Raw genomic sequence first — 20,908 nt, forward strand, 5'->3', positions numbered from 1 at the left:
CAATCTTGTTTCCGCAATTCCGGACGCAGACGGCTGCGCAATCTGCCGGATTTGCTTCGACACTGCTCGACGTCTTGCAACAGAGCAATGCGGCAAAAGCAGGATGGACCTGCCCTTCTCTTTCGGATGTGCAACGCGCCGGGACGAAAGCCCTGGATCAGCCGTAACGCTTGAGAACCAGCGATGCATTCGTTCCGCCGAAACCGAACGAATTGGACAACGCGACATTTATCTCGCGCTTGCGGGCCTTGTGCGGCACCAGGTCGATCGCCGTCTCGACGTCTGGATTGTCGAGGTTCAGCGTCGGCGGCGCGATATTGTCACGGATAGCCAGCGCCGTGAAGATCGCCTCTACCGCACCGGCGGCCCCCAGCAGATGGCCGATGGCCGACTTGGTGGACGACATGGAGATCCGCGATGCCGCATCGCCGACGAGGCGCTCGACGGCGCCAAGCTCGATCGTGTCGGCCATGGTGGAGGTGCCGTGCGCGTTGATGTAGTCGAGTTCGCTCGCCGGAATGCCGGCGCGCTTCAGCGCCATCGTCATGCAGCGGAAGGCGCCATCGCCATCCTCGGACGGTGCGGTGATGTGGAAAGCATCGCCGGACAGGCCGTAACCAACCACTTCGGCATAGATCTTCGCACCGCGCGCCTTGGCGTGTTCCAGCTCTTCCAGCACCACGACGCCAGCGCCCTCGCCCATGACGAAGCCGTCACGGTCGCGGTCATAGGGGCGCGATGCGGCGACCGGATCGTCGTTGCGGGCGGTCGACAGCGCCTTGCAGGCGGCAAAGCCCGCAAGCGAAATACGGCAGATCGGGGATTCTGCACCACCCGCCACCATGACATCGGCATCACCGAGGCCGATCAGACGGCTTGCATCGCCGATCGCATGCGCGCCGGTCGAACAGGCCGTGACGACGGAATGATTGGGGCCGCGCAGCTTGTGCTTGATCGAAACATGGCCCGAAGCAAGGTTGATCAGGCGGCCGGGAATGAAGAAGGGCGAAATACGACGCGGGCCCTTGTCGCGCAGAACGTAGCCGGCCTCGACGATGCCATCGAGACCACCGATGCCCGAACCGATGAGCACGCCGGTAGCGATCTGGTCGTCGTCGGTCTTGGGGTGCCATCCGGCATCGGCAAGCGCCATGTCGGCAGCCGCGACCGCATAGGCGATGAACGGATCAACCTTGCGCTGTTCCTTGGGTTCCATCCACTGGTCGGGATCATAGGTGCCGTTGGTGCCATCGCCGAGCGGAATGGAGCAGGCAATCTTTGCGGGGAGGTCATCGACCTCAAAGGTGGTTACCCTGGCGGCGCCGCTGCGGCCTTCCAGGAGACGGCTCCACGTTACTTCGGTGCCACAGCCAAGCGGTGATACCATGCCGGTACCAGTGATAACGACACGCCTCATCGTCCACCCTTTGTATTCTCGTATCCGTTGCCTCGTAGAGAGGGGCGGCCTCCCTGAAGAGACCGGGACGGGCCGCCCGAAGGCGGCCCGCCGGCAGTCGCTTCAGATCAGGCCTGGGCCTTCTCGATGAACTTGACAGCGTCGCCGACCGTCAGGATCGAGTCAGCGGCATCGTCCGGGATCTCGACGCCGAACTCTTCTTCGAACGCCATGACCAGTTCGACGGTGTCGAGCGAGTCCGCGCCAAGATCATCGATGAAGCTTGCGCCTTCGCTGACCTTTTCGGCATCGACGCCCAGATGATCAATGACAATTTTCTTTACGCGTTCTGCGATATCGCTCATGTCGGATTCCTCGACCTTTGTTTTTGATCGGCGCCTGTCACGGCACCGGGCACTCAACACGCCCGATGTGCTTCAAGAACACATCCGGCAATCTCTTCAACCGGCAACGCGGCATAGGCGATACTGTTTCGTATCGCCTGATCGCTCAGGCATTTGCCGGTCGACTGCTGGCAGTCATGGCCCGATTAACACGGTTTATGTCTGCCGCAAAGTCCGAAAATGGCCGGTGCACCAGCGGTCAACATGCTATTCATGCCGCTCCGCGGGGTGCTTCGCCCATCATCAGATCATCGCCATGCCGCCGTTCACATGCAGCGTCTGGCCCGTCATGTAGGATGCTTCCGACGAGGCGAGGTAGGCGACGGCCGACGCAACTTCCGCGCCGGTGCCCATGCGCTTCATGGGAATGGCCCCCATGATCGCTTCCTTCTGCTTGTCGTTCAGCTTGCCCGTCATCGCGCTTTCGATGAATCCGGGCGCAACGCAGTTGACGGTCACGTTGCGGGTGGCGATTTCCTGCGCCAGCGACTTGGTGAAGCCGATCATGCCGGCCTTGGTCGCGCAATAGTTCGCCTGGCCCGGATTTCCGGTGACGCCGACGACCGAGGTGATGTTGATGATACGGCCGTAGCGGCGGCGCATCATGGGATGGGTCAGTTCGCGCGTCAGGCGGAAGACGGCCGTCAGGTTCACTTCGAGAACCGCATCCCAGTCGTCGTCGCTCATGCGCACGAACAGGCCGTCCTTGGTGATGCCTGCATTGTTGACGAGAATGTCGACGCCGCCGAGTTCGGCTTCCGCCTTCTCGCCGAGCGCCTTCACTTCGGCGCGGTCGGAAAGGTTGGCGGGGAAGATCTGGACGCGTTCGCCGAGGTCGTTTGCGAGCGCTTCGAGCTTCTCGACGCGCGTGCCGTGCAGGCCGACGATGGCGCCCTGGGCATGGAGGATGCGGGCGATCTCCTCGCCGATGCCGCCGGATGCGCCGGTAACGAGAGCCTTGCGGCCGGAAAGATCAAGCATGGTGCCGTTCCTTTAAAGAGAGATCAGCCGATGAGCGCTGCAAGCGCGCTGTCGATATCGGCGGGAGTGTTGATGGCGATTCCGGTGACGGACTTGTCGATGCGGCGCGCAAGGCCGGTCAGGACCTTGCCCGAGCCGACTTCATAAAGCGTGGTCACGTCGTTCTTGCCGAACCATTCGATCGTCTCGCGCCAGCGCACCTGGCCGGTGACCTGCTCGACGAGCAGGCGCATGATTTCCTGCGGGTCGCTGACCGGGGCGGCGCGCACATTGGCGATAACCGGCACGACCGGGGCCTTCGCCTCGACAGCGGCAAGCGCTTCGCGCATGGCATCGGCGGCAGGCGCCATCAGAGTGGAATGGAAGGGGGCGGAAACCGAAAGCATCAGCGCGCGCTTGGCGCCCTTTTCCGTCGCGAGCCGTGCCGCCTCCTCGACCGCCGGCTTGGAGCCGGAGATGACGAGCTGGCCGCCGCCATTGTCGTTGGCGATCTGGCAGGAGCCGCCGGCGGCGGCCTGCGCGCAGATGGCTTCCACGTCAGCCTGCTCCAGGCCGATGATCGCCGCCATCGCGCCCTCGCCGACCGGAACGGCCGACTGCATGGCGTTGCCGCGAATGCGCAGAAGCCGCGCGGTATCGGCCAGCGAGAAGGTGCCCGCGGCGCAGAGCGCCGAATATTCGCCGAGCGAGTGGCCGGCGACATAGGAAACCTGATCCTTCAGCGACAGGCCCCGCGCTTCCAGCACGCGCATGACGGCGATGGAAACGGCCATCAGCGCCGGCTGGGCGTTTGCCGTCAGCGTCAGCGTCTCTTCCGGTCCCTCGAACATGATGGTCGAAAGCTTCTGGCCGAGGGCTTCATCGACTTCCGCGAAAACGGCGCGCGCTTCCGGGAAGGCTTCTGCGAGATCCTTGCCCATGCCGACGGCCTGGCTGCCCTGGCCGGGGAAGGTGAATGCTACGCTCATAGGGGTTTCTCCCGTCTTCTGTTTCCTTTTCCATTCACATTCCGGCCTCGCAAGTCAAGGCGTGCAGGCACCCTCGCCCCTGCCCGGCCCATGCTTTCCAAGGCCTTCACACAGGGAATCGCGGTTTACCGGCTTGCACTTCGCGCAGGCCAGCATACATTCGCGCCGTTTTCACAGACAGGATTTTCTCTCCCATGAAATACAATCCGCTCGGCAGGACCGGCATCAGCGTGTCTGAAATCTGCCTCGGCACCATGACCTGGGGTTCGCAGAACAGCGAGCAGGAAGCGCATGACCAGCTCGACTACGCCGTTTCCCGGGGCGTGAACTTCATCGACACGGCCGAACTCTATCCGACCACGCCGCTCTCCCCCGAAACCTATGGCGACACCGAGCGCTTCATCGGCTCCTGGATGAAAGCACGCGGCAACCGTGACAAGATCGTGCTCGCCTCCAAGGTCGCCGGCCCCGGCCGTCCTTATATACGCGGCGGCGAGCCGATGAACCGCGCCGCCATTCTGGCCGCGGCCGACGCCAGCCTTTCGCGCCTGAAGACCGACTATCTCGACCTCTACCAGCTGCATTGGCCTAACCGCGGACATTATCACTTCCGCAACGCCTGGAGCTACGACCCGTCGCAACAGGACCGCGAGCAGGTTGCCGCCGACCTGCTGGAGGCCCTCGAAGCCGTCGGCGACCTCGTGAAGGCTGGCAAAGTGCGGGCGCTCGGCCTTTCCAACGACACGGCCTGGGGCACGATGCGCATGCTGCAACTCGCCGGCGAGAAGGGCCTGCCGCGCATCGCATCGATCCAGAACGAGTACAACCTGCTCTACCGGACCCATGACCTCGACCTTGCGGAACTGTCGCACCACGAGGATGTCGGCCTGCTCGCCTATTCGCCGCTGGCTGCGGGCCTTCTCACCGGCAAGTATCTCGACGGCGCACGGCCGGAAGGCTCGCGCATGACGAAGACCGGCGATCTCGGCGGCCGCTACCAGCCGCTGCAGGAGCCGGCGGTGCGGGCCTATGTGGACCTGGCGAAGGAACACGGGCTCGATCCGGCCCAGATGGCCCTCGCCTTCTGTCTGTCACGGCCCTTCACGGCCTCCGCCATCATCGGAGCAACGTCGATGGAACAGCTGAAGACGGATATTGCCGCCGCCGACATCACGCTCTCGCCGGAGGTGATGAGCGGCATCCGGCGCCTCCACCGTCTCTACCCAGCGACGATCTGAAGGATAGAAGAAACCCGCCGCTTCCGGCGGGTTTCTCTTTTGCCCCATGCGGCAAGGTTACGGTGTGGTGGTGGTTGCGCCACCGCCTTCAGCCGGCTGGCCGCTGTTCGGCTGGCTTTCCAGCGGCTGCGTACCGCCGGTGGCGCCGCCAGTCGTGCCCGTGCCGCCTGTCGTGCCGGTGCCGCCGGCCGGTGCGGTGTCCTGCGTGCCGATTGCCGAGGTATTCGCCGCCGGATCGACATTGTCGCCGGGCGCTCCGCTGCCGAGGAAGTAGAAGATGCCGACTGCGACGAGAACGGCGAGAATCACGGCGATGGCCCAGCTTCCCGTGCCTCCGGCGTTGCTCTGCTTGACGACAGTCTGGCCGCGATCACCCACCGGCCGCGTTACGGGATCCTCCGGGGGACGATTGACAAGGTTCGGGTCTTGCATTTCGGTCACTCCATATGGTTGAATCGGCTGAACAACGCCTTGTTCACGCTTTTGTTCCCGCCCCGTTCGGGCACGCAGCAGGACGCTTTCCGCCCGAGCCCTTGCGTTCGCGCCAAAAATCCGTATAAGCGCGCTGTTCAACACACCCGGTCAATCGGCTGGTGGCTGAACGGAGGGCCGGCGATCCTTGCGATTTGCCGTTTGGAGCCAAGGGTTCCAGCCTCCCGTGTCTCCGCTCTCGACCGTCTGGATTAACGCTTTTCTTGCTTCGGGCTCCGGCCCTTGAGAACTGTCGTTGAGGCTTGGCGCCGGTTTCGGGTGTAAACGCAAGAAAGGCAAAGCCACATGGCTCTTTACGAACATGTATTCCTGGCCCGCCAGGACGTGTCCGCCCAGCAGCTCGACGCTCTCGTCGAACAGTACAAGGGTGTGATCGAAGCTCACGGCGGCACTGTCGGCCGGGTCGAAAACTGGGGCCTCAAGTCCCTGACCTACCGCATCAAGAAGAACCGCAAGGCGCATTACGCGCTGATGGACATCGAAGCCTCGGGCGCCGCCATCCACGAGATGGAACGCCAGATGCGCATCAACGAAGACATCCTTCGTTACATGACCGTCGCCGTCGAAGCCCACGAAGAAGGCCCGTCCGCGATGATGCAGAAGCGCGACCGCGACGACCGTCCGCGCCGCGATGGCGACGACCGCGGCCCGCGCCGTGACTTCGGCGATCGTGGCCCGCGCCGCGACTTCGGCGACCGCCCGCCGCGTGGCGACCGTCCGGCCCGCGAAGACCGCGCGTAATCGAAGCAGAAGGAGACTAAGACAATGGCTGATACTTCCTCCGCTCCGGCACGCCGTCCGTTCCACCGCCGCCGCAAGACCTGCCCCTTCTCGGGCGCAAACGCTCCGAAGATCGACTACAAGGACGTCCGTCTTCTGTCGCGTTACATCTCCGAGCGCGGCAAGATCGTTCCGTCCCGCATCACGGCCGTTTCCCAGAAGAAGCAGCGCGAACTCGCCAAGGCGATCAAGCGCGCCCGCTTCCTCGGCCTGCTGCCCTACGTCGTAGCGTAATGACGTGACCTGACGGCCTGACTCGACGTTCAGACCGCCAAGCTTGACTGCGGGGAAGACGGCACACGCCGCCTTCCCCTTTCCCTTCCGCGTTGGGCGCGGATCGGAGCCGCCGGCTTTTTACAAGGCCAAAACCCATGTTGGGGAGACGATCCTGAATCAGTTTGTCAGGAAACTCCTCTAACTGTCTGACCGGACAGGACAGCGAAACGTGAAGAACCTGACGCCGACCTCTATTGCGACCGGACTGATTGCCGGTGTGACCGCCGCTCTGCTTTCGCTGAGCGCGAACGCACAGTCGTCGCTGGCCATCGTGCTCTACGCCGCGTCCGCCCTTCCCATTCTGATCGCCGGCCTCGGCTGGGGCAATGCGAGCGCCTTCATCGCCGTCCTCGCGGGCGGCGTGACCGCTTCGGCCCTCGTCTCCTCACATTTCGCCGCACTGATCGTCATCATCACGCTGATCCCGGCCGGCTGGCTGAGCAACCTCGCCAACCTCGCCCGCCCCGCCTCCGAACTCGGCGGCCCCGACGACGCACTCGCCTGGTATCCGCTGTCTAATATTCTCGCCCATCTCGCCGTCATGGTGACGCTGGGCATGATCGCCGTCGGCGCGATCGTCGGCTATGACAGCGCCATGGCTGGCAAGCTCGTTGACATCGTCATCGAGACGCTGAAGGCGCAGGAGCCGCTCTACAATCCGGATGCGGCCGCCGTCGCACAGCTGAAGTCCGTCTTCGCGCTTGCCCTGCCGCTGGTCCAGGGCGCGCTCTGGGTCTTCCTCCTGTTTGCGGCCTACTATATCGCCAGCTTCATCGTGCGCCTTTCCGGCCGCGGCCTGCGCCCGCGCGAGGATATGCCCTCGACACTGCGCATGCACCGCAATGCGATCTTTTTCTTCCTCGCCGGCCTCGTTCTCGCCTTCCTGGGCGGCGTTCCGGCGATCATCGGCGCGCTCGTCTGCGGCACCTTCGGGGCCGGGTTCGTGCTTGCCGGCTTCGCGAGCCTGCATTTCAGGACGCGGGGCAAGCCTTGGCGGCCCTTTGCCCTGTGGTTCGCCTATGTCTCGGTATTGCTCTTCACGATACCGATCTTCGTCATCCTCGTCCTCGGCCTGATGGACACGCGGCGCACCATCGCGCTGACACCCTCCGGCCCGGCAGAGAAGAAAAACCAGAATATCTGAACGTAAGAAAGGAACTCTAAAATGGACGTCATTCTCCTCGAACGCATCGCCAAGCTTGGCCAGATGGGCGAAACCGTAAAGGTTCGCGACGGCTTTGCCCGTAACTACCTTCTGCCGCTCGGCAAGGCGCTGCGCGCCAACGAAGCCAACAAGAAGCGCTTTGAAGCCGAGCGTTCGACGCTCGAAGCCCGTAACCTCGAGCGCAAGTCGGAAGCCCAGGCTGTTGCCGACAAGCTCGACGGCAAGTCCTTCATCATCGTCCGCTCCGCTGGCGAAACCGGCCAGCTCTACGGTTCGGTCGCTGCCCGTGACATCCTCGAGACGCTGGCTGCCGAAGGCTTCAACGTCGGCCGCAACCAGGTCGAGCTCAACACGCCGATCAAGGCAATCGGCCTGCACAAGGTCGTTCTGCACCTGCACGCCGAAGTCGAGATCACCATCGAAGTCAACGTTGCCCGTTCGACCGATGAAGCCGAACGCCAGTCGAAGGGCGAGAGCCTGACCTCGGCCGACGCCATCTACGGCGTTGACGAAGACGCCCTGAAGCCGGAAGATTTCTTCGATCCGGACGCCGATGGCGTAGAAGACGACGCCTGATACCAAGCGACGGGCCGGCTCTGCCGGCCCGTTTCTTTTGCGGGGGCTAAAAAGCACCGCTTGAAATCCCGCGTTTTTCATCGATATTTATACTTCGTTAAACTGGATTGGCGGTCGGGCCGCTTCCCAGGCCGGTTTCCGACCGAGACCCGTTCCGCCAGGCTTTAAGCGCGACGGAGTTTTAGCGAATGAAGTTCATTGTTCAGGCTCTCGTTTCCCGCCTCGTCGAGACCGGAAATCTGAAAATCACCTATCCGGACGGCAGCAACCAGGTCTTCGGCGACGGTACCGGCAATCCCGTCCACATGCGCATCAACACCAGGAAAGCCCTCTGGGGCCTTGCCGTCGATCCCGCCTACTATCTCGGCCACCACTATGGCACCGGGCAGATCGACATCGTCGAAGGCGACATATACGGCCTGCTGAAGACCATCTTCACCGGCAATCCAGATTTCAACTACTACGACACCGGCTGGAACCGCCTTCTCGAACGGCTGCGCTATCTCTTCCGCTGGGCACGCGAGAAGAACAGCATCGTGCGCTCGCGCCGGAACGTGCAGCACCACTACGATCTGACCGGCGCATTCTACGATCTGTTCCTGGATCAGGACCGGCAATATTCGTGCGCCTATTTCGAGCGGCCGGGTCAATCCCTCGACGACGCGCAACTCGCCAAGCGGCGTCACATCGCCGCCAAGCTCAACATCAATCGGCCCGGCCAGCGCGTTCTCGATATCGGCAGCGGCTGGGGCGGCATGGCGCTCTATCTTGCGCGCCAGCTCGGCGCCAAGGTGACAGGGGTCACGCTTTCCAACGAGCAGCATGCGCTTTCCGTGAAACGCGCGGCCGAGGCCGGGCTGTCGGACGAGGTGACGTTCCTGCTGGAGGACTACCGTAACACCCAAGGCCCCTTCGACCGCATTGTCTCCGTCGGCATGTTCGAACATGTCGGCCGGCCGAACTACCTTACCTTCTTCAGGAAGAGCGCCGCCCTCCTCGAGCGCGACGGCGTCATGCTGCTGCATACGATCGGCCGCACGGACCAGCCCTCCGCCAACAATCCGTTCATCGAGAAATACATCTTCCCGGGCGGCTACATCCCTGCCCTTTCCGAGGTGATGCAGGCGGTGGAAAAGAGCGGCCTTGCAGTGACGGATGTGGAAATCCTGCGCCTGCACTACGCCGAGACGCTGCGCCACTGGCGGGAGCGCTTCATGGCCAGACGCGAGGAGGCCAAGGCGCTCTATGACGAAAAATTCTGCCGGATCTGGGAGTTCTATCTTGCCGCGTCGGAAAGCGCCTTCCGCTGGCAGAACCTTGTCGTCTTCCAGCTCCAGCTTTCCCACGATCAGCAGGCCGTGCCGCTGACCCGCGAGTATATCGGACGCGGCGAGGATTGCCTGCGCGGCCATGAGGCAAACCCGAAGGGCGACCGGCGCGGCGCACGCCAGTACCCGCAGGCGACCTCGCTCTGAGATTCGCCCGGCAAGTCAACCGAAAGACGGCGAGCCCGTTGCAATCTGGGCTTGCTGTGTTCCCGCCGCCTGTGGAAAAGTCTAAGATCGGGTCTAATGGACGGGGCGAGTCGGAAGGCCTTGACCCTACGCTCCAAAGAACCCAAACCACCGGGCTTCAAGAAACAGGGACGGGAGATTCGGGACGATGAACGATGCCGTGCGCAAACTGAACCATCCGGGTCGCGACACGACGGAAACGCATCACCGCGAGGCGCCGAACAACGTCGAGGCAGAACAGGCGCTGCTGGGCGCGATCCTGGTCAACAACGACGCCTATTACCGCGTATCGGACTTCCTGAAGCCCATTCACTTCCACGAGCCGCTGCACCGCAAGATCTACGAACTTGCCGGCGACACGATCCGCATGGGCAAGGTCGCCACCACGATCACGCTGAAGAGCCATCTCCAGCAGTTCGACGGCAAGATCGGCGACCTGACAATGCCGCAATATCTGGCGCGCCTTGCGTCGGAGGCCGTGACGATCATCAACGCGGAAGACTATGGCCGCGCAATCTACGACCTGGCGCTGCGCCGCTCGCTGATCACCATCGGCGAGGACATGGTCAATATCGCCTATGACGCGCCGCTGGACATGCCGCCGCAAAACCAGATCGAGGATGCGGAACGTCGCCTCTTCGAACTGGCCGAGACCGGGCGCTACGACGGCGGTTTCCAGGCCTTCAACGACGCGGTAGCGCTGGCCATCGACATGGCCGGCCAGGCCTTCGAGCGCGACGGCAGCCTCTCGGGCATTTCGACCGGCATTCATTCGCTCGATGGCCGCATGGGCGGTCTCCAGCGCTCGGACTTGATCGTGCTCGCCGGGCGTCCCGGCATGGGCAAGACCTCGCTGGCCACCAACATCGCCTACAACATCGCCGCCTCCTACGAGCCGGAGATCCAGGCGGACGGCTCGTACAAGGCCAGGAACGGCGGCGTCGTCGGCTTCTACTCGCTCGAAATGTCCTCCGAGCAGCTGGCCACCCGTATCATTTCCGAGCAGACCGAGGTCTCCTCCTCGAAAATTCGCCGCGGTGACATTTCCGAGGCCGACTTCGAAAAGCTCGTCGCCTGCAGCCAGATGATGCAGAAGGTGCCGCTCTTTATCGACCAGACCGGTGGTATCTCGATCGCCCAGCTTTCCGCGCGTGCGCGCCGCCTCAAGCGCCAGCGCGGCCTCGATTGCCTCGTGGTGGACTATATCCAGCTCATGACCGGCTCGGGAAAATCGAGCGACAACCGCGTACAGGAAATCACCCAGATCACCACGGGCCTGAAAGCGCTCGGCAAGGAACTGAACGTGCCGATCATCGCGCTCTCCCAGCTCTCCCGTCAGGTGGAAAGCCGCGAAGACAAGCGTCCGCAGCTCTCCGACCTTCGCGAATCGGGCTCGATCGAGCAGGACGCCGACGTGGTGCTCTTCGTGTTCCGCGAGGAATACTACGTGAAGAACCTCGAGCCGCGCGACGAGTTCGATCCGAAATACGAAGAGTGGAAGATGAAGTTCGAAGCCGTGAAGGGCACCGCGGACGTCATCATCGCCAAGCAGCGTCACGGACCGACTGGCACGGTAAAGCTCGCCTTCCAGTCGGAATACACCCGCTTTACCGATCTGGCGGATCCGTCCTTCACCCAGTACGAACACTGAGGCGAAAGCCGGCCCCGTCGGGGCCGGCCGCCCCTACTTCTTCTGGAAGGCCGGGGCCTTGCAGAAACCGGCAATGATGGAGAGCGCGCGCCGCGCGCGCGACTTCTGCTCCGGGTCCATCATCGGCAGATCGAGCCGGTCGGGACAGTCTTCCTCCGAGGACGCGCCGACGCCTTCAAGCGACAGCCGGCTCGAACAGAAGAGCCCCTCGCCCGTCAGGACGACCTGCTCCGCCTCCGGCGCATCGATAGAGACAGGATCGGTTTCGGCGATCATGTCATCGACGGAGCCATAGGCGGTGACGGAAGTGACGCGGCCGAGATCGATGAGGCCGAGGGTCAGCGTCGCCCACTTCCCCGGAAACTGCAGGGAGGAGATCGTGCGGGCGCGGCACGGCGCGCCGGAAACCTCCAGCCGCGTCACCAGCCGCGGCGCGTTGGGGTTGTCGACGATGGAATAGTAGATGTCCGCGCTCTTCGCCCGCTCCGGCTCCGCCCCGTCCTGCGCAAGCCCCAGCAGAACGGCATGCGCCTCCCGCATTTCACCATCCGTCGGCACGTCCGTTGCGGCAGCGCTCGCGTGACAGGCACATACGATCGCCATCGCTCCGATGCTCGTTGCTATCCCGTGCGCCATGGCATTCCCCTTTTTTTCGGCGCACCATAGGGGCGGCCTTTCCCGGCGGCAATGCAGCCGGAGGGCATATTGCCGCCATGGTCCACAGGCTGTATTCAAAGCCATGAGCCAGCACCACACGCATACACGCCCTGCCCTTCCCGTCGCCGGTGAGGATCATGCCCGGCTGACGATCGATCTTTCGGCGCTTGCCGACAACTGGCGCGCCATGGCCCGGCGCTCCGGCGCCGCCCGCACGGCGGCGGTGTTGAAGGCGGACGCTTACGGCATCGGGCTCGAGCCGGCCGCCCGGACCTTCTATCAGGCGGGCGCGCGCGATTTCTTCATCGCCACGCCGGCCGAGGGCGCAGCGCTGCGCGCCATCCTGCCGGACGCCCGCATCTTCGTGCTTTCCGGCATGTGGGCCGGCTCGGAGCGACTGTTTTTCGAGTTCGACCTCGTGCCGGTCATCGTCTCGGAGGAACAGCTCGTCGTCTTCATGACGGCCGTTTCGGACGGCGGCGACCTGCCCTGCGTGCTGCACGTCGATACCGGCATGAGCCGGCTGGGGCTGCGGGTCGAGGATGCTCTGGCGCTGGCCAATGATACCGCGCGGCCCGCCAGCTTCTCGCCCATCATGCTGCTCAGCCATCTTGCCTGCGCCGACGATCCCGCCAACCCGCTCAACCGCAAGCAGCTCCAGCGCTTCCGCAGCGTCGTGCAGGCTTTCGACGATATCGACGCGACGCTTGCAAATTCGGCCGGCATCTTTCTCGGCGAGGAATATCACTTCACCCTCACCCGCCCCGGCATCGCGCTCTATGGCGGCCGCTCAGTCAGCAGCCAACCCAACCCGATGAAGCCGGTCGTTACCGCCGAGGCGCGCATACTTCAGGTGCGCGAGGCGAAAGCCGGCGAGAGCGTCAGCTACGGCGCCACGGTCCTTGCCCGCGACACCCGCATCGCCGTCGCCGCCATCGGCTATGCGGACGGCTACATGCGTGGCCTTTCGGGTGCCGGTGTGCCGCTGCGCGCGGCCGGCATTGCGGGCGCGAATGCCGTGCTGCACGGCCGCACCGTGCCGCTCATCGGCCGCGTCACCATGGACCTCTCCCATTTCGACGTCACGGACCTGCCGCCCGGCAGCGTGCGCGCCGGCGACTTCATCGAGCTCTTCGGCCGCAACATGCCGATCGACGATGTCGCGCGCGCCGGCGGCACGATCGACTACGAGCTTCTGACCAGCCTCGGCCACCGGTACGAGCGGCGTTACGAGGCCGTGAAAAAATAGGACACGTTCCCGTTTTGTGCTAGTGCCTTCAGGATCGATTCCTGAAGCGGTTTTCCGCCCGGGATTGCAACATTAGACAAGCGTCCCGGAAAGCGAGACCCAATGGCAAAAGCCCGCACCCAATTCATCTGCCAGAACTGTGGCACCGCGCATTCTCGCTGGGTCGGCAAGTGCGAAGGTTGCGGCGAATGGAACACCGTCGTCGAGGAAGATCCGATGGGCGGCATCGGCTCGGGTCCGGGCAAGGTGCCGAAGAAGGGCCGTCCGGTCGCGCTGACCGCGCTGTCGGGCGAGATCGAGGAAGCACCGCGCATCCATACCGGCATCGATGAACTCGACCGGGCGACCGGCGGCGGCTTCGTGCGCGGCTCGGCCGTGCTGATCGGCGGGGATCCGGGCATCGGCAAGTCGACGCTCCTGATGCAGGCCGCCGCCGCCCTCTCCCGCCGGGGCCATCGCATCATCTACGTCTCGGGCGAGGAAGCGGTGGCGCAGGTACGCCTGCGCGCGCAGCGCCTGCATGCCGCCGAGACCGACGTGCTGCTCGCCGCCGAAACCAATGTCGAGGACATTCTGGCCACCATCGGCGAAGGCAAGCGCCCGGACCTGGTGATCATCGATTCGATCCAGACCCTGTGGAGCGATACGGCGGATGCAGCGCCCGGCACGGTCACGCAGGTGCGCACCGGCGTGCAGGCGATGATCCGCTTCGCCAAGCAGACGGGCGCCGCAATGGTGCTCGTCGGCCATGTCACCAAGGAGGGCCAGATCGCCGGCCCCCGCGTCGTCGAGCACATGGTGGACGCCGTGCTCTATTTCGAGGGCGATCGCGGTCACCACTACCGCATCCTGCGCACCGTCAAAAACCGCTTCGGTCCGACCGACGAGATCGGCGTCTTCGAAATGTCCGACAAGGGGCTGCGGGAGGTCTCCAACCCGTCCGAACTCTTCCTCGGCGAGCGCAACGCGAAAGCGCCCGGCGCTGCCGTCTTTGCCGGCATGGAAGGCACGCGGCCGGTGCTGGTCGAAGTGCAGGCGCTCGTCGCCCCCACCTCACTCGGCACGCCGCGCCGTGCGGTGATCGGCTGGGATTCGGCCCGGCTCTCGATGATCCTCGCTGTGCTGGAGGCCCATTGCGGCGTGCGGCTCGGCCAGCACGACGTCTATCTCAATGTGGCGGGCGGCTACCGCATCTCGGAACCGGCGGCTGACCTTGCCGTCGCCTCCGCACTCGTTTCATCGCTCGCCGGTCTTGCCCTTCCGGCCGATTGCGTCTATTTCGGCGAAGTCAGCCTGTCGGGCGCCATTCGCCCGGTGGCGCACACCGCCCAGCGCCTCAAGGAGGCGGAAAAACTGGGTTTTTCGCAGGCCGTATTGCCCGCCGGTTCCGCCGATCTGCCCAAGGGCAATGGCAGCCGCCTGAGCGAGATCGAAAGCCTGCCGGATCTGGTGGCGCGCATTGCCGGATCGAAAAGCGCCCTGAAGCGGGAGGACGAGGACGTCTGATGCCTCCGGCAAACGGCAAAGCCCTGTGGGAAACATGTGTCGAACCGGGACGGCGAGGACGTCTTTCGCTAATGCATAATTCCCTGGATCGGAATCGGTCCAGGACAAGATCAAGCAGCAGCTTTCTGTTGCTACAGCGTTCTTTGCGCCTCATGAATGACGCACGATGCTGTAGTGTGCGCCCCACACCGGGACGTGGGGCCGACGACATTTCGGGTTTGGAGTAGGACGAACATGCCCATCACAATTCTCGACGGTATCGTCATCGGCGTCGCGCTGTTCTCGGCCGTGCTGGCGATGGTGCGCGGTTTCTCGCGCGAAGTGCTTTCCGTCGCAAGCTGGGTGGGTGCCGCCGCAGCCGCCTACTTCCTCTATCCGGTGCTTGTCCCCTATGCGAAGGACTACACCACCAGCGACACGGTCGCGATGGTCGGCTCGGCCGCCGCCGTCTTCCTCGTCGCGCTCATCGTGATCTCCTTCATCACCATGCGCATGGCGGATTTCATCATCGACAGCCGCATCGGCGCCCTCGACCGGACGCTCGGCTTCCTGTTCGGCGCCGCGCGCGGCATCCTGCTCGTCGTCGTCGCCATGCTGTTCTTCAACTGGCTCGTCGCACCGCAGCAGCAGCCGGGCTGGGTCACCACCGCAAAATCGAAGCCCCTCCTCGACAATCTAGGCTCGCGCCTGGTGGCGTTGCTGCCGGAAGACGCCGATGCGACGATCCTCGATCGCCTGCGTGGCAAGCCGGCCGAAGGCGAAGGCGCCTCGACGGAAGATCCGGACGCCGCCTCGGGCGGTGCGAGCGAAACGCCCGCAGAAGAGATTCCGGCCACGAACGGATGAATTGATCAGGGGAGCCGCCGCGGCCAGGATTTGACCAAGGCAGGCTCCTCGTTTTTTTGGTAGGATAAGACAATCGCCACTGACGCTTCCGGGCTTCGGTGGCAAATGCTTTCGGCAATTCCCATATGGGCGTGGCCGACGGCAACAAACCCAAGACCCCGTGCAACCTCCTACGGTCCCGAGCAAAGGCTTGCAGCAATGAGCGACTTCCAGTTTCCCGTTCGCCACGACGACGATCTCGACGGCGACACGCTTCACGAAGAGTGCGGGGTCTTCGGCATCCTCGGCCATCCGGAAGCCGCCACGCTGACGGCGCTTGGCCTGCATGCGCTTCAGCATCGCGGCCAGGAAGCGGCGGGTATCGTCTGCTTCGACGGCAAGCAGTTCCATACCGAAAAGCACATGGGCCTTGTCGGCGACCACTACACGAACCCGGCGACGCTGGCCAAGCTGCCCGGCGACATGGCGATCGGCCATACCCGCTACTCCACCACCGGGGAAGTGGCGCTGCGCAATGTACAGCCGCTCTTTGCCGAGCTGGAAGTCGGCGGCATCGCCGTCGCCCATAACGGCAACTTCACCAACGGCCTGACGCTTCGCCGCCAGCTCATTGCCGGCGGTGCGATCTGTCAGTCGACCTCCGATACGGAAGTCGTGCTGCACCTCATCGCCCGTTCGCGCTACACCAACACCACCGACCGCTTCATCGACGCCATCCGCCAGATGGAGGGCGGCTATTCGATGGTCGGCATCACCCGCACCAAGCTGATCGCCGCCCGCGACCCCACCGGCATCCGTCCGCTCGTCATGGGTGAACTCGACGGCAAGCCGATATTCTGCTCGGAAACCTGCGCCCTCGACATCATCGGTGCGAAGTTCATCCGCGACGTCGAGAATGGTGAGGTCGTCATCTGTGAAATCCAGCCGGACGGCTCGATCACCACGGAATCGCGCAAGTCCGGCAATCCGCTGCCGGAGCGTCTCTGCCTGTTCGAATATGTCTACTTCGCCCGTCCCGATTCGGTGGTCGGCGGCCGCAGCGTCTATGTCGCGCGCAAGAACATGGGCATGAACCTTGCCAAGGAGCATCCGGTCGAGGGCGACGTCGTCGTGCCGGTTCCGGACGGCGGCACGCCCGCTGCCCTCGGCTATGCGCAGCAGAGCGGCATTCCGTTCGAATACGGCATCATCCGCAACCACTATGTCGGCCGCACCTTCATCGAGCCGACGCAGCAGATCCGCGCCTTCGGCGTCAAACTGAAGCATTCGGCCAACCGCGCGATGATCGACGGCAAGCGCGTGATCCTCGTGGATGATTCGATCGTGCGCGGCACAACGTCGCTGAAGATCGTGCAGATGATCCGCGATGCAGGCGCCAGGGAAGTGCATATCCGCGTTGCCAGCCCGATGATCTTCTACCCGGACTTCTACGGCATCGACACGCCTGACCGGGACAAGCTGCTCGCCAACCAGTACAACGATGTCAAGGCGATGGCGGCGTATATCGGCGCGGATTCGCTGGAGTTCCTTTCCATCGACGGCCTCTACCGCGCTGTCGGCGGCGAGGACCGCAACCCGGCCCGTCCGCAGTTCACCGACCATTACTTCACCGGCGACTATCCGACGCGCCTCCTTGACAAGGAAGGCGAGACGATGGGACGGAAGGTCTCGGTAATGGCAAGCAACGGATAAATGACAGCAGCATGAGCATCGACCTGAAAGACCGCATCGCGCTGGTCACCGGCGCGTCGCGCGGGATCGGCTATTTCACTGCCCTCGAACTTGCGAAAGCCGGCGCGCATGTCGTCGCCTGCGCCCGCACCGTCGGAGGTCTTGAGGAGCTCGACGATGCGATCAAGGAAGTTGGCGGCACCGCGACGCTGGTGCCCTTCGACCTTTCCGACATGGCAGCGATCGACAAGCTCGGCGGCTCGATCTTCGAGCGTTGGGGCAAGCTCGACATCCTCGTCGCCAATGCGGGCATCCTCGGCACGATCTCGCCGATCGGCCATGTCGAGGCGAAGGTCTTTGAACGGGTCATGGCTATCAACGTCACAGCGACATGGCGCCTCATCCGCTCGGTCGAACCGCTGCTGCTGAAGTCCGATGCCGGCCGCGCCGTCATCCTGTCCTCCAGCGCCGCGCACAAGTGCAAGCCCTTCTGGGGGCCCTACTCGGCCTCCAAGGCCGCCGTCGAGGCGCTTGCCCGCACCTGGGCCGGCGAAACGCAGCGCACTGCGCTGCGCATCACCTCGCTCGATCCCGGCGCCACACGTACTGCCATGCGCGCGCAGGCCATTCCGGGCGAAGACCCCTCGACCATCCAGCATCCGCTGGAAGTGGCAAAGACCGTCCTGTCGCTCGTCGCACCGGATTTTGCCGAGACCGGCAAGCTGTTCGACATGCGCAAGGGCCGCCTCCTGGATTACCGCCTGCCGGATTGATGCGGCAGGTTTCCGCCTTGCGTGGCGACGTCCGCCACCCACTCCCCGTCATGGTCGGGTTCGCCCGACCATCCACCCTTCCCTGACGGGCAATTCCACTACTCCCCTACTGTCGTCACCACCACCGAAAGTCCGGGGGCGAGATTTTTTGCAAGGTCCTGCCCGTCGTCGATGGCAATGCGCACGGGGATGCGCTGGGCGACCTTGGTGAAATTGCCGGTGGCGTTGTCCGGCCTGATCACGCTGAATTCGGAGCCGGCGGCTGGCGAGAACCGCTCGACATGGCCTTTCAGCGTCGCGTGCTTGAAGGCGTCGACCGTCACTTCGACCTTCTGGCCGGGCTTGATATAGGCGAGCTGCGTTTCCTTGAAATTGGCGATCACCCAGGTTTCGTGCGGAACCACGGCCATGAGCTGCGTGCCGGCGGCGACATACTGGCCGAGTTTCACGCCCACCTCACCCACGACGCCGTCGCGCGGGGCGGTGATGACGGTGTTGGAAAGGTCGATCTTCGCAAGCTCCACCGACGCCTCGGCACCCGCCACCGCCGCGCGCAGGGAATCGCGGCTGACGATGATCGTCTGGTGGTCCTGTCTCGACACTTCAAGGTTGGCCAGCGCCTGCGAGACCGCCGCTTCCGCCTGGTCGAGCGTGCTGCGGCTCTGTTCGCGATCGCTCTGGGTGGCGATGCCCTTGTCGGACAGCTCTTCGACGCGATTCCAGCTCTCCTGCGCCCGGCGCTCGGCCGCCCTGGCGCTGGAAAGTGCGGCGTCGCTCGCGCCGATGCGTGCCTTGGCGGCATTTTCCTGCTGCACCGAATTGGCGAGCGCGGCCTTCTGGCTGGCGAGCGTGGCATTGGCCTGCTCGACCTTCTGGCGGTAGATGCGATCATCGAGACGGGCGAGCACCTGGCCGGCTTCGACGGTCTCGTAGTCCATCACCGGAACATCAGTGACGTAACCGGCCAGCTGCGGGCTGATCAGGGTCACGTAACCGCGCACATAGGCATTGTCCGTCGTCTGGATGTCGCTCGCAAAGGGCGGCAGCTGCCAGGCATAGAGCACCGCGCCGATGCCGGCGATGCCGACGACGACGGCGAGGCTGGTGGCGGTGTTGCGGATATATTTCTTCATTTCGGTCAACCTTCAACGGCCGCCTGCTCGCCGGAGCGGGCGCGGGCCTCTCTGATACGAATGTAGAGCATGTGGATGGCGAGCATCGCCGCGGCCGCGAGCGCCAGAACGGCAATGAGGAAGAACGCGTCGTTGTGCGCCAGCACGTTCGCCTCGCGCGTCACCTGCTGGCCGAGCAGCACGACGCCCTCCGCCTTCAGCAGGGCCGGATCGGTGATCGTATGGCCATAGGCGGCGGAAAGCTGCGAGACGCGGGCGGCGACCAGCGGATCGGTCAGGGTCAGCGACTGGGCAAGGATGTTCGAGTGGAATTTTTCGCGCAGCGTGATGACCGAGCCGAAAAGCGCGGAACCCGCCAGCCCGCCGAGGCTCTGCGTCACCAGGAACACCACGATGAAGCTGAGGATATATTGCGGCCCCTTGCGCAGCGCCATGGTGAAGCCGGAGGCGATGGCGGGCGGCAGGAAGAGGCTTCCCCCGGCGGCGATCATCGCCTGGCTGAAATACATCTGTTCGGGCCGCGTCAGGTTGCTCGCCCGGCTGTCCAGCCATGCACCGGCAGCAACCAGCATCAGCGCCACCATGTGGATGCCGGGCTCCCGGCTGGGCTTCATGATCACCGCACAGAGCAGCCCGCCCGCCAATGTTGCGAGCGCGACGATGCCGTAGAGCCCCGTCAGCTGGTCGTTCTGTAGCCCCATGATCTGGAAGAAATTTCCCGCAACCGCCGTCTGCTCCGCCAGCAGCAGGCGGAACAGGACCAGCACGCCGGCAAAATGCAGCATCTCGCGGCTGACGAGCCAGCGCAGGTCGATAAGCGGCTTTTCACGGTTGAGTTCCAGCACCGCGGCAATGGTCAGCGCACCGATCATGACCACCAGCAATTCGCCGATCCACCGGGCTTCCATCCACCAATAGGACCGGCCGGTGACGAGGATGACCGCGCCGGCGCCGAAGCCGATGGCGATGAAGAGATAGCTGACGATATCGAGCTTCTCGATGACCTTCGCCCGCGGCGGCGGCGCCAGCGGCAAAAGATAGATCGCCGCGAAGGAAAGCATGGACAGCGCCAATTCGAGATGAAGCAGCGCCCTCACCCCGCCGAGGTCGATGAGCCCCGGCGAAACGAGGCGCGTCAGCGGAGCCGCAAGGCCGATATTGGTAAGCGCAAGCGAGATGCCGACCGTCAGCTTGCGCGCCGGCGAGAAGGCTTCCAGCATGTAAAGGAAGCCGAGCGAGGAGAGCGGCGCTGCGGCAATCCCCGCGAAGAAGCGCAGCACGATCGCCGAATGAAGATCTGTGATGAAGATGTGCCCGACCGACACGAGCAGGAAGACCGCAATGCCGAGTTCGGCGAAGGGGCGCAGGCCATACTGGTTGCGGATCTTGATCAGCGCGAGCGACAGCGAAGCGTTCGGCGCCATATAGGCCGCCATCAGCCACACCGCTTCGCTGCTCGTGGCGCCGAACGGGCCCTGAAGCTGCGGAATGTTGGCCGCGACGAGGTTCATGCCGAAACCCTGCGTCATGGCAAGCAGGGTGGAGGCCGCCATATAGGCGGCGGCGCGGCCTGGTGCCATCGCAGGCGGAGCCGGCGGCGGCGCTGCCGGCTCCGCCTGCGATGGTTCGGCT

Annotated in this window: 20 protein-coding genes; 12 read left to right on the forward strand and 8 right to left on the reverse strand. The window is 64.1% G+C overall.

Translation table 11 applies throughout. The features are described from left to right. Positions 1-157 precede the first annotated feature (157 nt). The 4 genes from fabF to fabD all read right to left on the reverse strand — a co-directional run bounded on the left by fabF (position 158) and on the right by fabD (position 3,749). Complete coding sequence (gene fabF / locus WA950_RS16980; protein ID WP_424552894.1) at positions 158-1,417, reverse strand: beta-ketoacyl-ACP synthase II; 1,260 nt, start codon at positions 1,415-1,417, stop codon at positions 158-160. Positions 1,418-1,524: 107 nt separating this feature from the next. After that, positions 1,525-1,761, reverse strand: a complete 237-nt coding sequence (locus tag WA950_RS16985; protein WP_003531676.1) for an acyl carrier protein — start codon at positions 1,759-1,761, stop codon at positions 1,525-1,527. Positions 1,762-2,043: 282 nt separating this feature from the next. Then, the gene (gene fabG / locus WA950_RS16990) at positions 2,044-2,781 is read right to left on the reverse strand and encodes a 3-oxoacyl-[acyl-carrier-protein] reductase (RefSeq protein ID WP_424552895.1); all 738 of its coding nucleotides are present in this window, start codon (positions 2,779-2,781) and stop codon (positions 2,044-2,046) included. 23 nt (positions 2,782-2,804) lie between these two features. Beyond that, positions 2,805-3,749, reverse strand: coding sequence for an ACP S-malonyltransferase (gene fabD, locus WA950_RS16995; RefSeq protein ID WP_424552896.1), 945 nt, complete (start codon positions 3,747-3,749; stop codon positions 2,805-2,807). A 194-nt stretch (positions 3,750-3,943) separates the two neighbouring features. Between fabD and WA950_RS17000 the strand changes: the two genes are divergently transcribed. Then, positions 3,944-4,987, forward strand: coding sequence for an aldo/keto reductase (locus tag WA950_RS17000; protein WP_424552897.1), 1,044 nt, complete (start codon positions 3,944-3,946; stop codon positions 4,985-4,987). Between the two features lie 57 nt (positions 4,988-5,044). On the opposite strand, the gene WA950_RS17005 is transcribed toward WA950_RS17000, so the two are convergent. Continuing rightward, positions 5,045-5,419 (reverse strand): hypothetical protein, encoded by a 375-nt coding sequence (locus tag WA950_RS17005; protein WP_424552898.1) that lies wholly within the window; start codon positions 5,417-5,419, stop codon positions 5,045-5,047. Between the two features lie 345 nt (positions 5,420-5,764). On the opposite strand from WA950_RS17005, the gene rpsF reads away from it, so the two are divergent. The 6 genes from rpsF to WA950_RS17035 all read left to right on the forward strand — a co-directional run bounded on the left by rpsF (position 5,765) and on the right by WA950_RS17035 (position 11,441). Continuing rightward, a complete protein-coding gene (rpsF, locus tag WA950_RS17010; protein ID WP_424552899.1) occupies positions 5,765-6,220 on the forward strand; it encodes a 30S ribosomal protein S6 in 456 nt (151 codons plus the stop codon). Between the two features lie 24 nt (positions 6,221-6,244). Next, positions 6,245-6,493: a 30S ribosomal protein S18 gene (gene rpsR / locus WA950_RS17015; protein WP_069059269.1), complete on the forward strand. Its 249-nt coding sequence runs from the start codon at positions 6,245-6,247 to the stop codon at positions 6,491-6,493. 211 nt (positions 6,494-6,704) lie between these two features. After that, a complete protein-coding gene (locus WA950_RS17020; protein ID WP_424552900.1) occupies positions 6,705-7,679 on the forward strand; it encodes a DUF2232 domain-containing protein in 975 nt (324 codons plus the stop codon). A gap of 21 nt (positions 7,680-7,700) precedes the next feature. Further along, the gene (gene rplI, locus WA950_RS17025) at positions 7,701-8,276 is read left to right on the forward strand and encodes a 50S ribosomal protein L9 (protein ID WP_424552901.1); all 576 of its coding nucleotides are present in this window, start codon (positions 7,701-7,703) and stop codon (positions 8,274-8,276) included. A 188-nt stretch (positions 8,277-8,464) separates the two neighbouring features. Continuing rightward, on the forward strand, positions 8,465-9,751 hold the full coding sequence (locus WA950_RS17030; protein ID WP_424552902.1) for a class I SAM-dependent methyltransferase: 1,287 nt from the start codon (positions 8,465-8,467) through the stop codon (positions 9,749-9,751). Positions 9,752-9,938: 187 nt separating this feature from the next. Next, complete coding sequence (locus tag WA950_RS17035) at positions 9,939-11,441, forward strand: replicative DNA helicase (protein WP_424552903.1); 1,503 nt, start codon at positions 9,939-9,941, stop codon at positions 11,439-11,441. Between the two features lie 33 nt (positions 11,442-11,474). Here WA950_RS17035 and WA950_RS17040 read toward each other — a convergent pair whose 3' ends face one another. Next, a complete protein-coding gene (locus WA950_RS17040) occupies positions 11,475-12,077 on the reverse strand; it encodes a hypothetical protein (protein WP_424552904.1) in 603 nt (200 codons plus the stop codon). A 103-nt stretch (positions 12,078-12,180) separates the two neighbouring features. On the opposite strand from WA950_RS17040, the gene alr reads away from it, so the two are divergent. The 5 genes from alr to WA950_RS17065 all read left to right on the forward strand — a co-directional run bounded on the left by alr (position 12,181) and on the right by WA950_RS17065 (position 18,143). Continuing rightward, positions 12,181-13,347 carry an alanine racemase gene (gene alr / locus WA950_RS17045; RefSeq protein WP_424552905.1) on the forward strand — a complete coding sequence of 389 codons (1,167 nt, stop codon included), beginning with the start codon at positions 12,181-12,183 and terminating at the stop codon, positions 13,345-13,347. 102 nt (positions 13,348-13,449) lie between these two features. Further along, positions 13,450-14,853: a DNA repair protein RadA gene (gene radA / locus WA950_RS17050; protein ID WP_424552906.1), complete on the forward strand. Its 1,404-nt coding sequence runs from the start codon at positions 13,450-13,452 to the stop codon at positions 14,851-14,853. 234 nt (positions 14,854-15,087) lie between these two features. Continuing rightward, a complete protein-coding gene (locus WA950_RS17055; RefSeq protein ID WP_424552907.1) occupies positions 15,088-15,699 on the forward strand; it encodes a CvpA family protein in 612 nt (203 codons plus the stop codon). Between the two features lie 198 nt (positions 15,700-15,897). Then, positions 15,898-17,391: an amidophosphoribosyltransferase gene (gene purF, locus WA950_RS17060; protein WP_424552908.1), complete on the forward strand. Its 1,494-nt coding sequence runs from the start codon at positions 15,898-15,900 to the stop codon at positions 17,389-17,391. Between the two features lie 11 nt (positions 17,392-17,402). Further along, entirely contained in the window at positions 17,403-18,143 is a 741-nt protein-coding gene (locus WA950_RS17065) for an SDR family NAD(P)-dependent oxidoreductase (protein ID WP_424552909.1), read from the forward strand. A 98-nt stretch (positions 18,144-18,241) separates the two neighbouring features. Here the strand turns inward: WA950_RS17065 and WA950_RS17070 are convergent, their stop codons facing one another. Together WA950_RS17070 and WA950_RS17075 are read right to left on the reverse strand one after the other, a co-directional pair. Next, positions 18,242-19,276 carry an HlyD family secretion protein gene (locus WA950_RS17070; protein ID WP_424552910.1) on the reverse strand — a complete coding sequence of 345 codons (1,035 nt, stop codon included), beginning with the start codon at positions 19,274-19,276 and terminating at the stop codon, positions 18,242-18,244. Between the two features lie 5 nt (positions 19,277-19,281). After that, positions 19,282-20,856, reverse strand: a complete 1,575-nt coding sequence (locus WA950_RS17075) for an MFS transporter (RefSeq protein ID WP_424552975.1) — start codon at positions 20,854-20,856, stop codon at positions 19,282-19,284. Between the last annotated feature and the right edge of the window lie 52 nt (positions 20,857-20,908).

The sequence above is a fragment of the Shinella sp. genome (genome assembly GCF_049651085.1).
Taxonomy (GTDB): domain Bacteria; phylum Pseudomonadota; class Alphaproteobacteria; order Rhizobiales; family Rhizobiaceae; genus Shinella.

What these genes read in the sequence shown, in the direction of transcription:
- WA950_RS17040 (WP_424552904.1), bottom strand. Translation starts at nt 12,077, where the DNA reads ATGGCGCACGGGATAGCAACGAGCATCGGAGCGATGGCGATCGTATGT.
- rpsR (WP_069059269.1), top strand. Translation starts at nt 6,245, where the DNA reads ATGGCTGATACTTCCTCCGCTCCGGCACGCCGTCCGTTCCACCGCCGC.
- fabG (WP_424552895.1), bottom strand. Translation starts at nt 2,781, where the DNA reads ATGCTTGATCTTTCCGGCCGCAAGGCTCTCGTTACCGGCGCATCCGGC.
- fabF (WP_424552894.1), bottom strand. Translation starts at nt 1,417, where the DNA reads ATGAGGCGTGTCGTTATCACTGGTACCGGCATGGTATCACCGCTTGGC.
- WA950_RS17065 (WP_424552909.1), top strand. Translation starts at nt 17,403, where the DNA reads ATGAGCATCGACCTGAAAGACCGCATCGCGCTGGTCACCGGCGCGTCG.
- alr (WP_424552905.1), top strand. Translation starts at nt 12,181, where the DNA reads ATGAGCCAGCACCACACGCATACACGCCCTGCCCTTCCCGTCGCCGGT.
- WA950_RS17070 (WP_424552910.1), bottom strand. Translation starts at nt 19,276, where the DNA reads ATGAAGAAATATATCCGCAACACCGCCACCAGCCTCGCCGTCGTCGTC.
- WA950_RS17030 (WP_424552902.1), top strand. Translation starts at nt 8,465, where the DNA reads ATGAAGTTCATTGTTCAGGCTCTCGTTTCCCGCCTCGTCGAGACCGGA.
- rplI (WP_424552901.1), top strand. Translation starts at nt 7,701, where the DNA reads ATGGACGTCATTCTCCTCGAACGCATCGCCAAGCTTGGCCAGATGGGC.
- WA950_RS17075 (WP_424552975.1), bottom strand. Translation starts at nt 20,856, where the DNA reads ATGGCACCAGGCCGCGCCGCCGCCTATATGGCGGCCTCCACCCTGCTT.
- WA950_RS17035 (WP_424552903.1), top strand. Translation starts at nt 9,939, where the DNA reads ATGAACGATGCCGTGCGCAAACTGAACCATCCGGGTCGCGACACGACG.
- radA (WP_424552906.1), top strand. Translation starts at nt 13,450, where the DNA reads ATGGCAAAAGCCCGCACCCAATTCATCTGCCAGAACTGTGGCACCGCG.
- WA950_RS17055 (WP_424552907.1), top strand. Translation starts at nt 15,088, where the DNA reads ATGCCCATCACAATTCTCGACGGTATCGTCATCGGCGTCGCGCTGTTC.
- WA950_RS17005 (WP_424552898.1), bottom strand. Translation starts at nt 5,419, where the DNA reads ATGCAAGACCCGAACCTTGTCAATCGTCCCCCGGAGGATCCCGTAACG.
- WA950_RS16985 (WP_003531676.1), bottom strand. Translation starts at nt 1,761, where the DNA reads ATGAGCGATATCGCAGAACGCGTAAAGAAAATTGTCATTGATCATCTG.
- fabD (WP_424552896.1), bottom strand. Translation starts at nt 3,749, where the DNA reads ATGAGCGTAGCATTCACCTTCCCCGGCCAGGGCAGCCAGGCCGTCGGC.
- WA950_RS17000 (WP_424552897.1), top strand. Translation starts at nt 3,944, where the DNA reads ATGAAATACAATCCGCTCGGCAGGACCGGCATCAGCGTGTCTGAAATC.
- rpsF (WP_424552899.1), top strand. Translation starts at nt 5,765, where the DNA reads ATGGCTCTTTACGAACATGTATTCCTGGCCCGCCAGGACGTGTCCGCC.
- purF (WP_424552908.1), top strand. Translation starts at nt 15,898, where the DNA reads ATGAGCGACTTCCAGTTTCCCGTTCGCCACGACGACGATCTCGACGGC.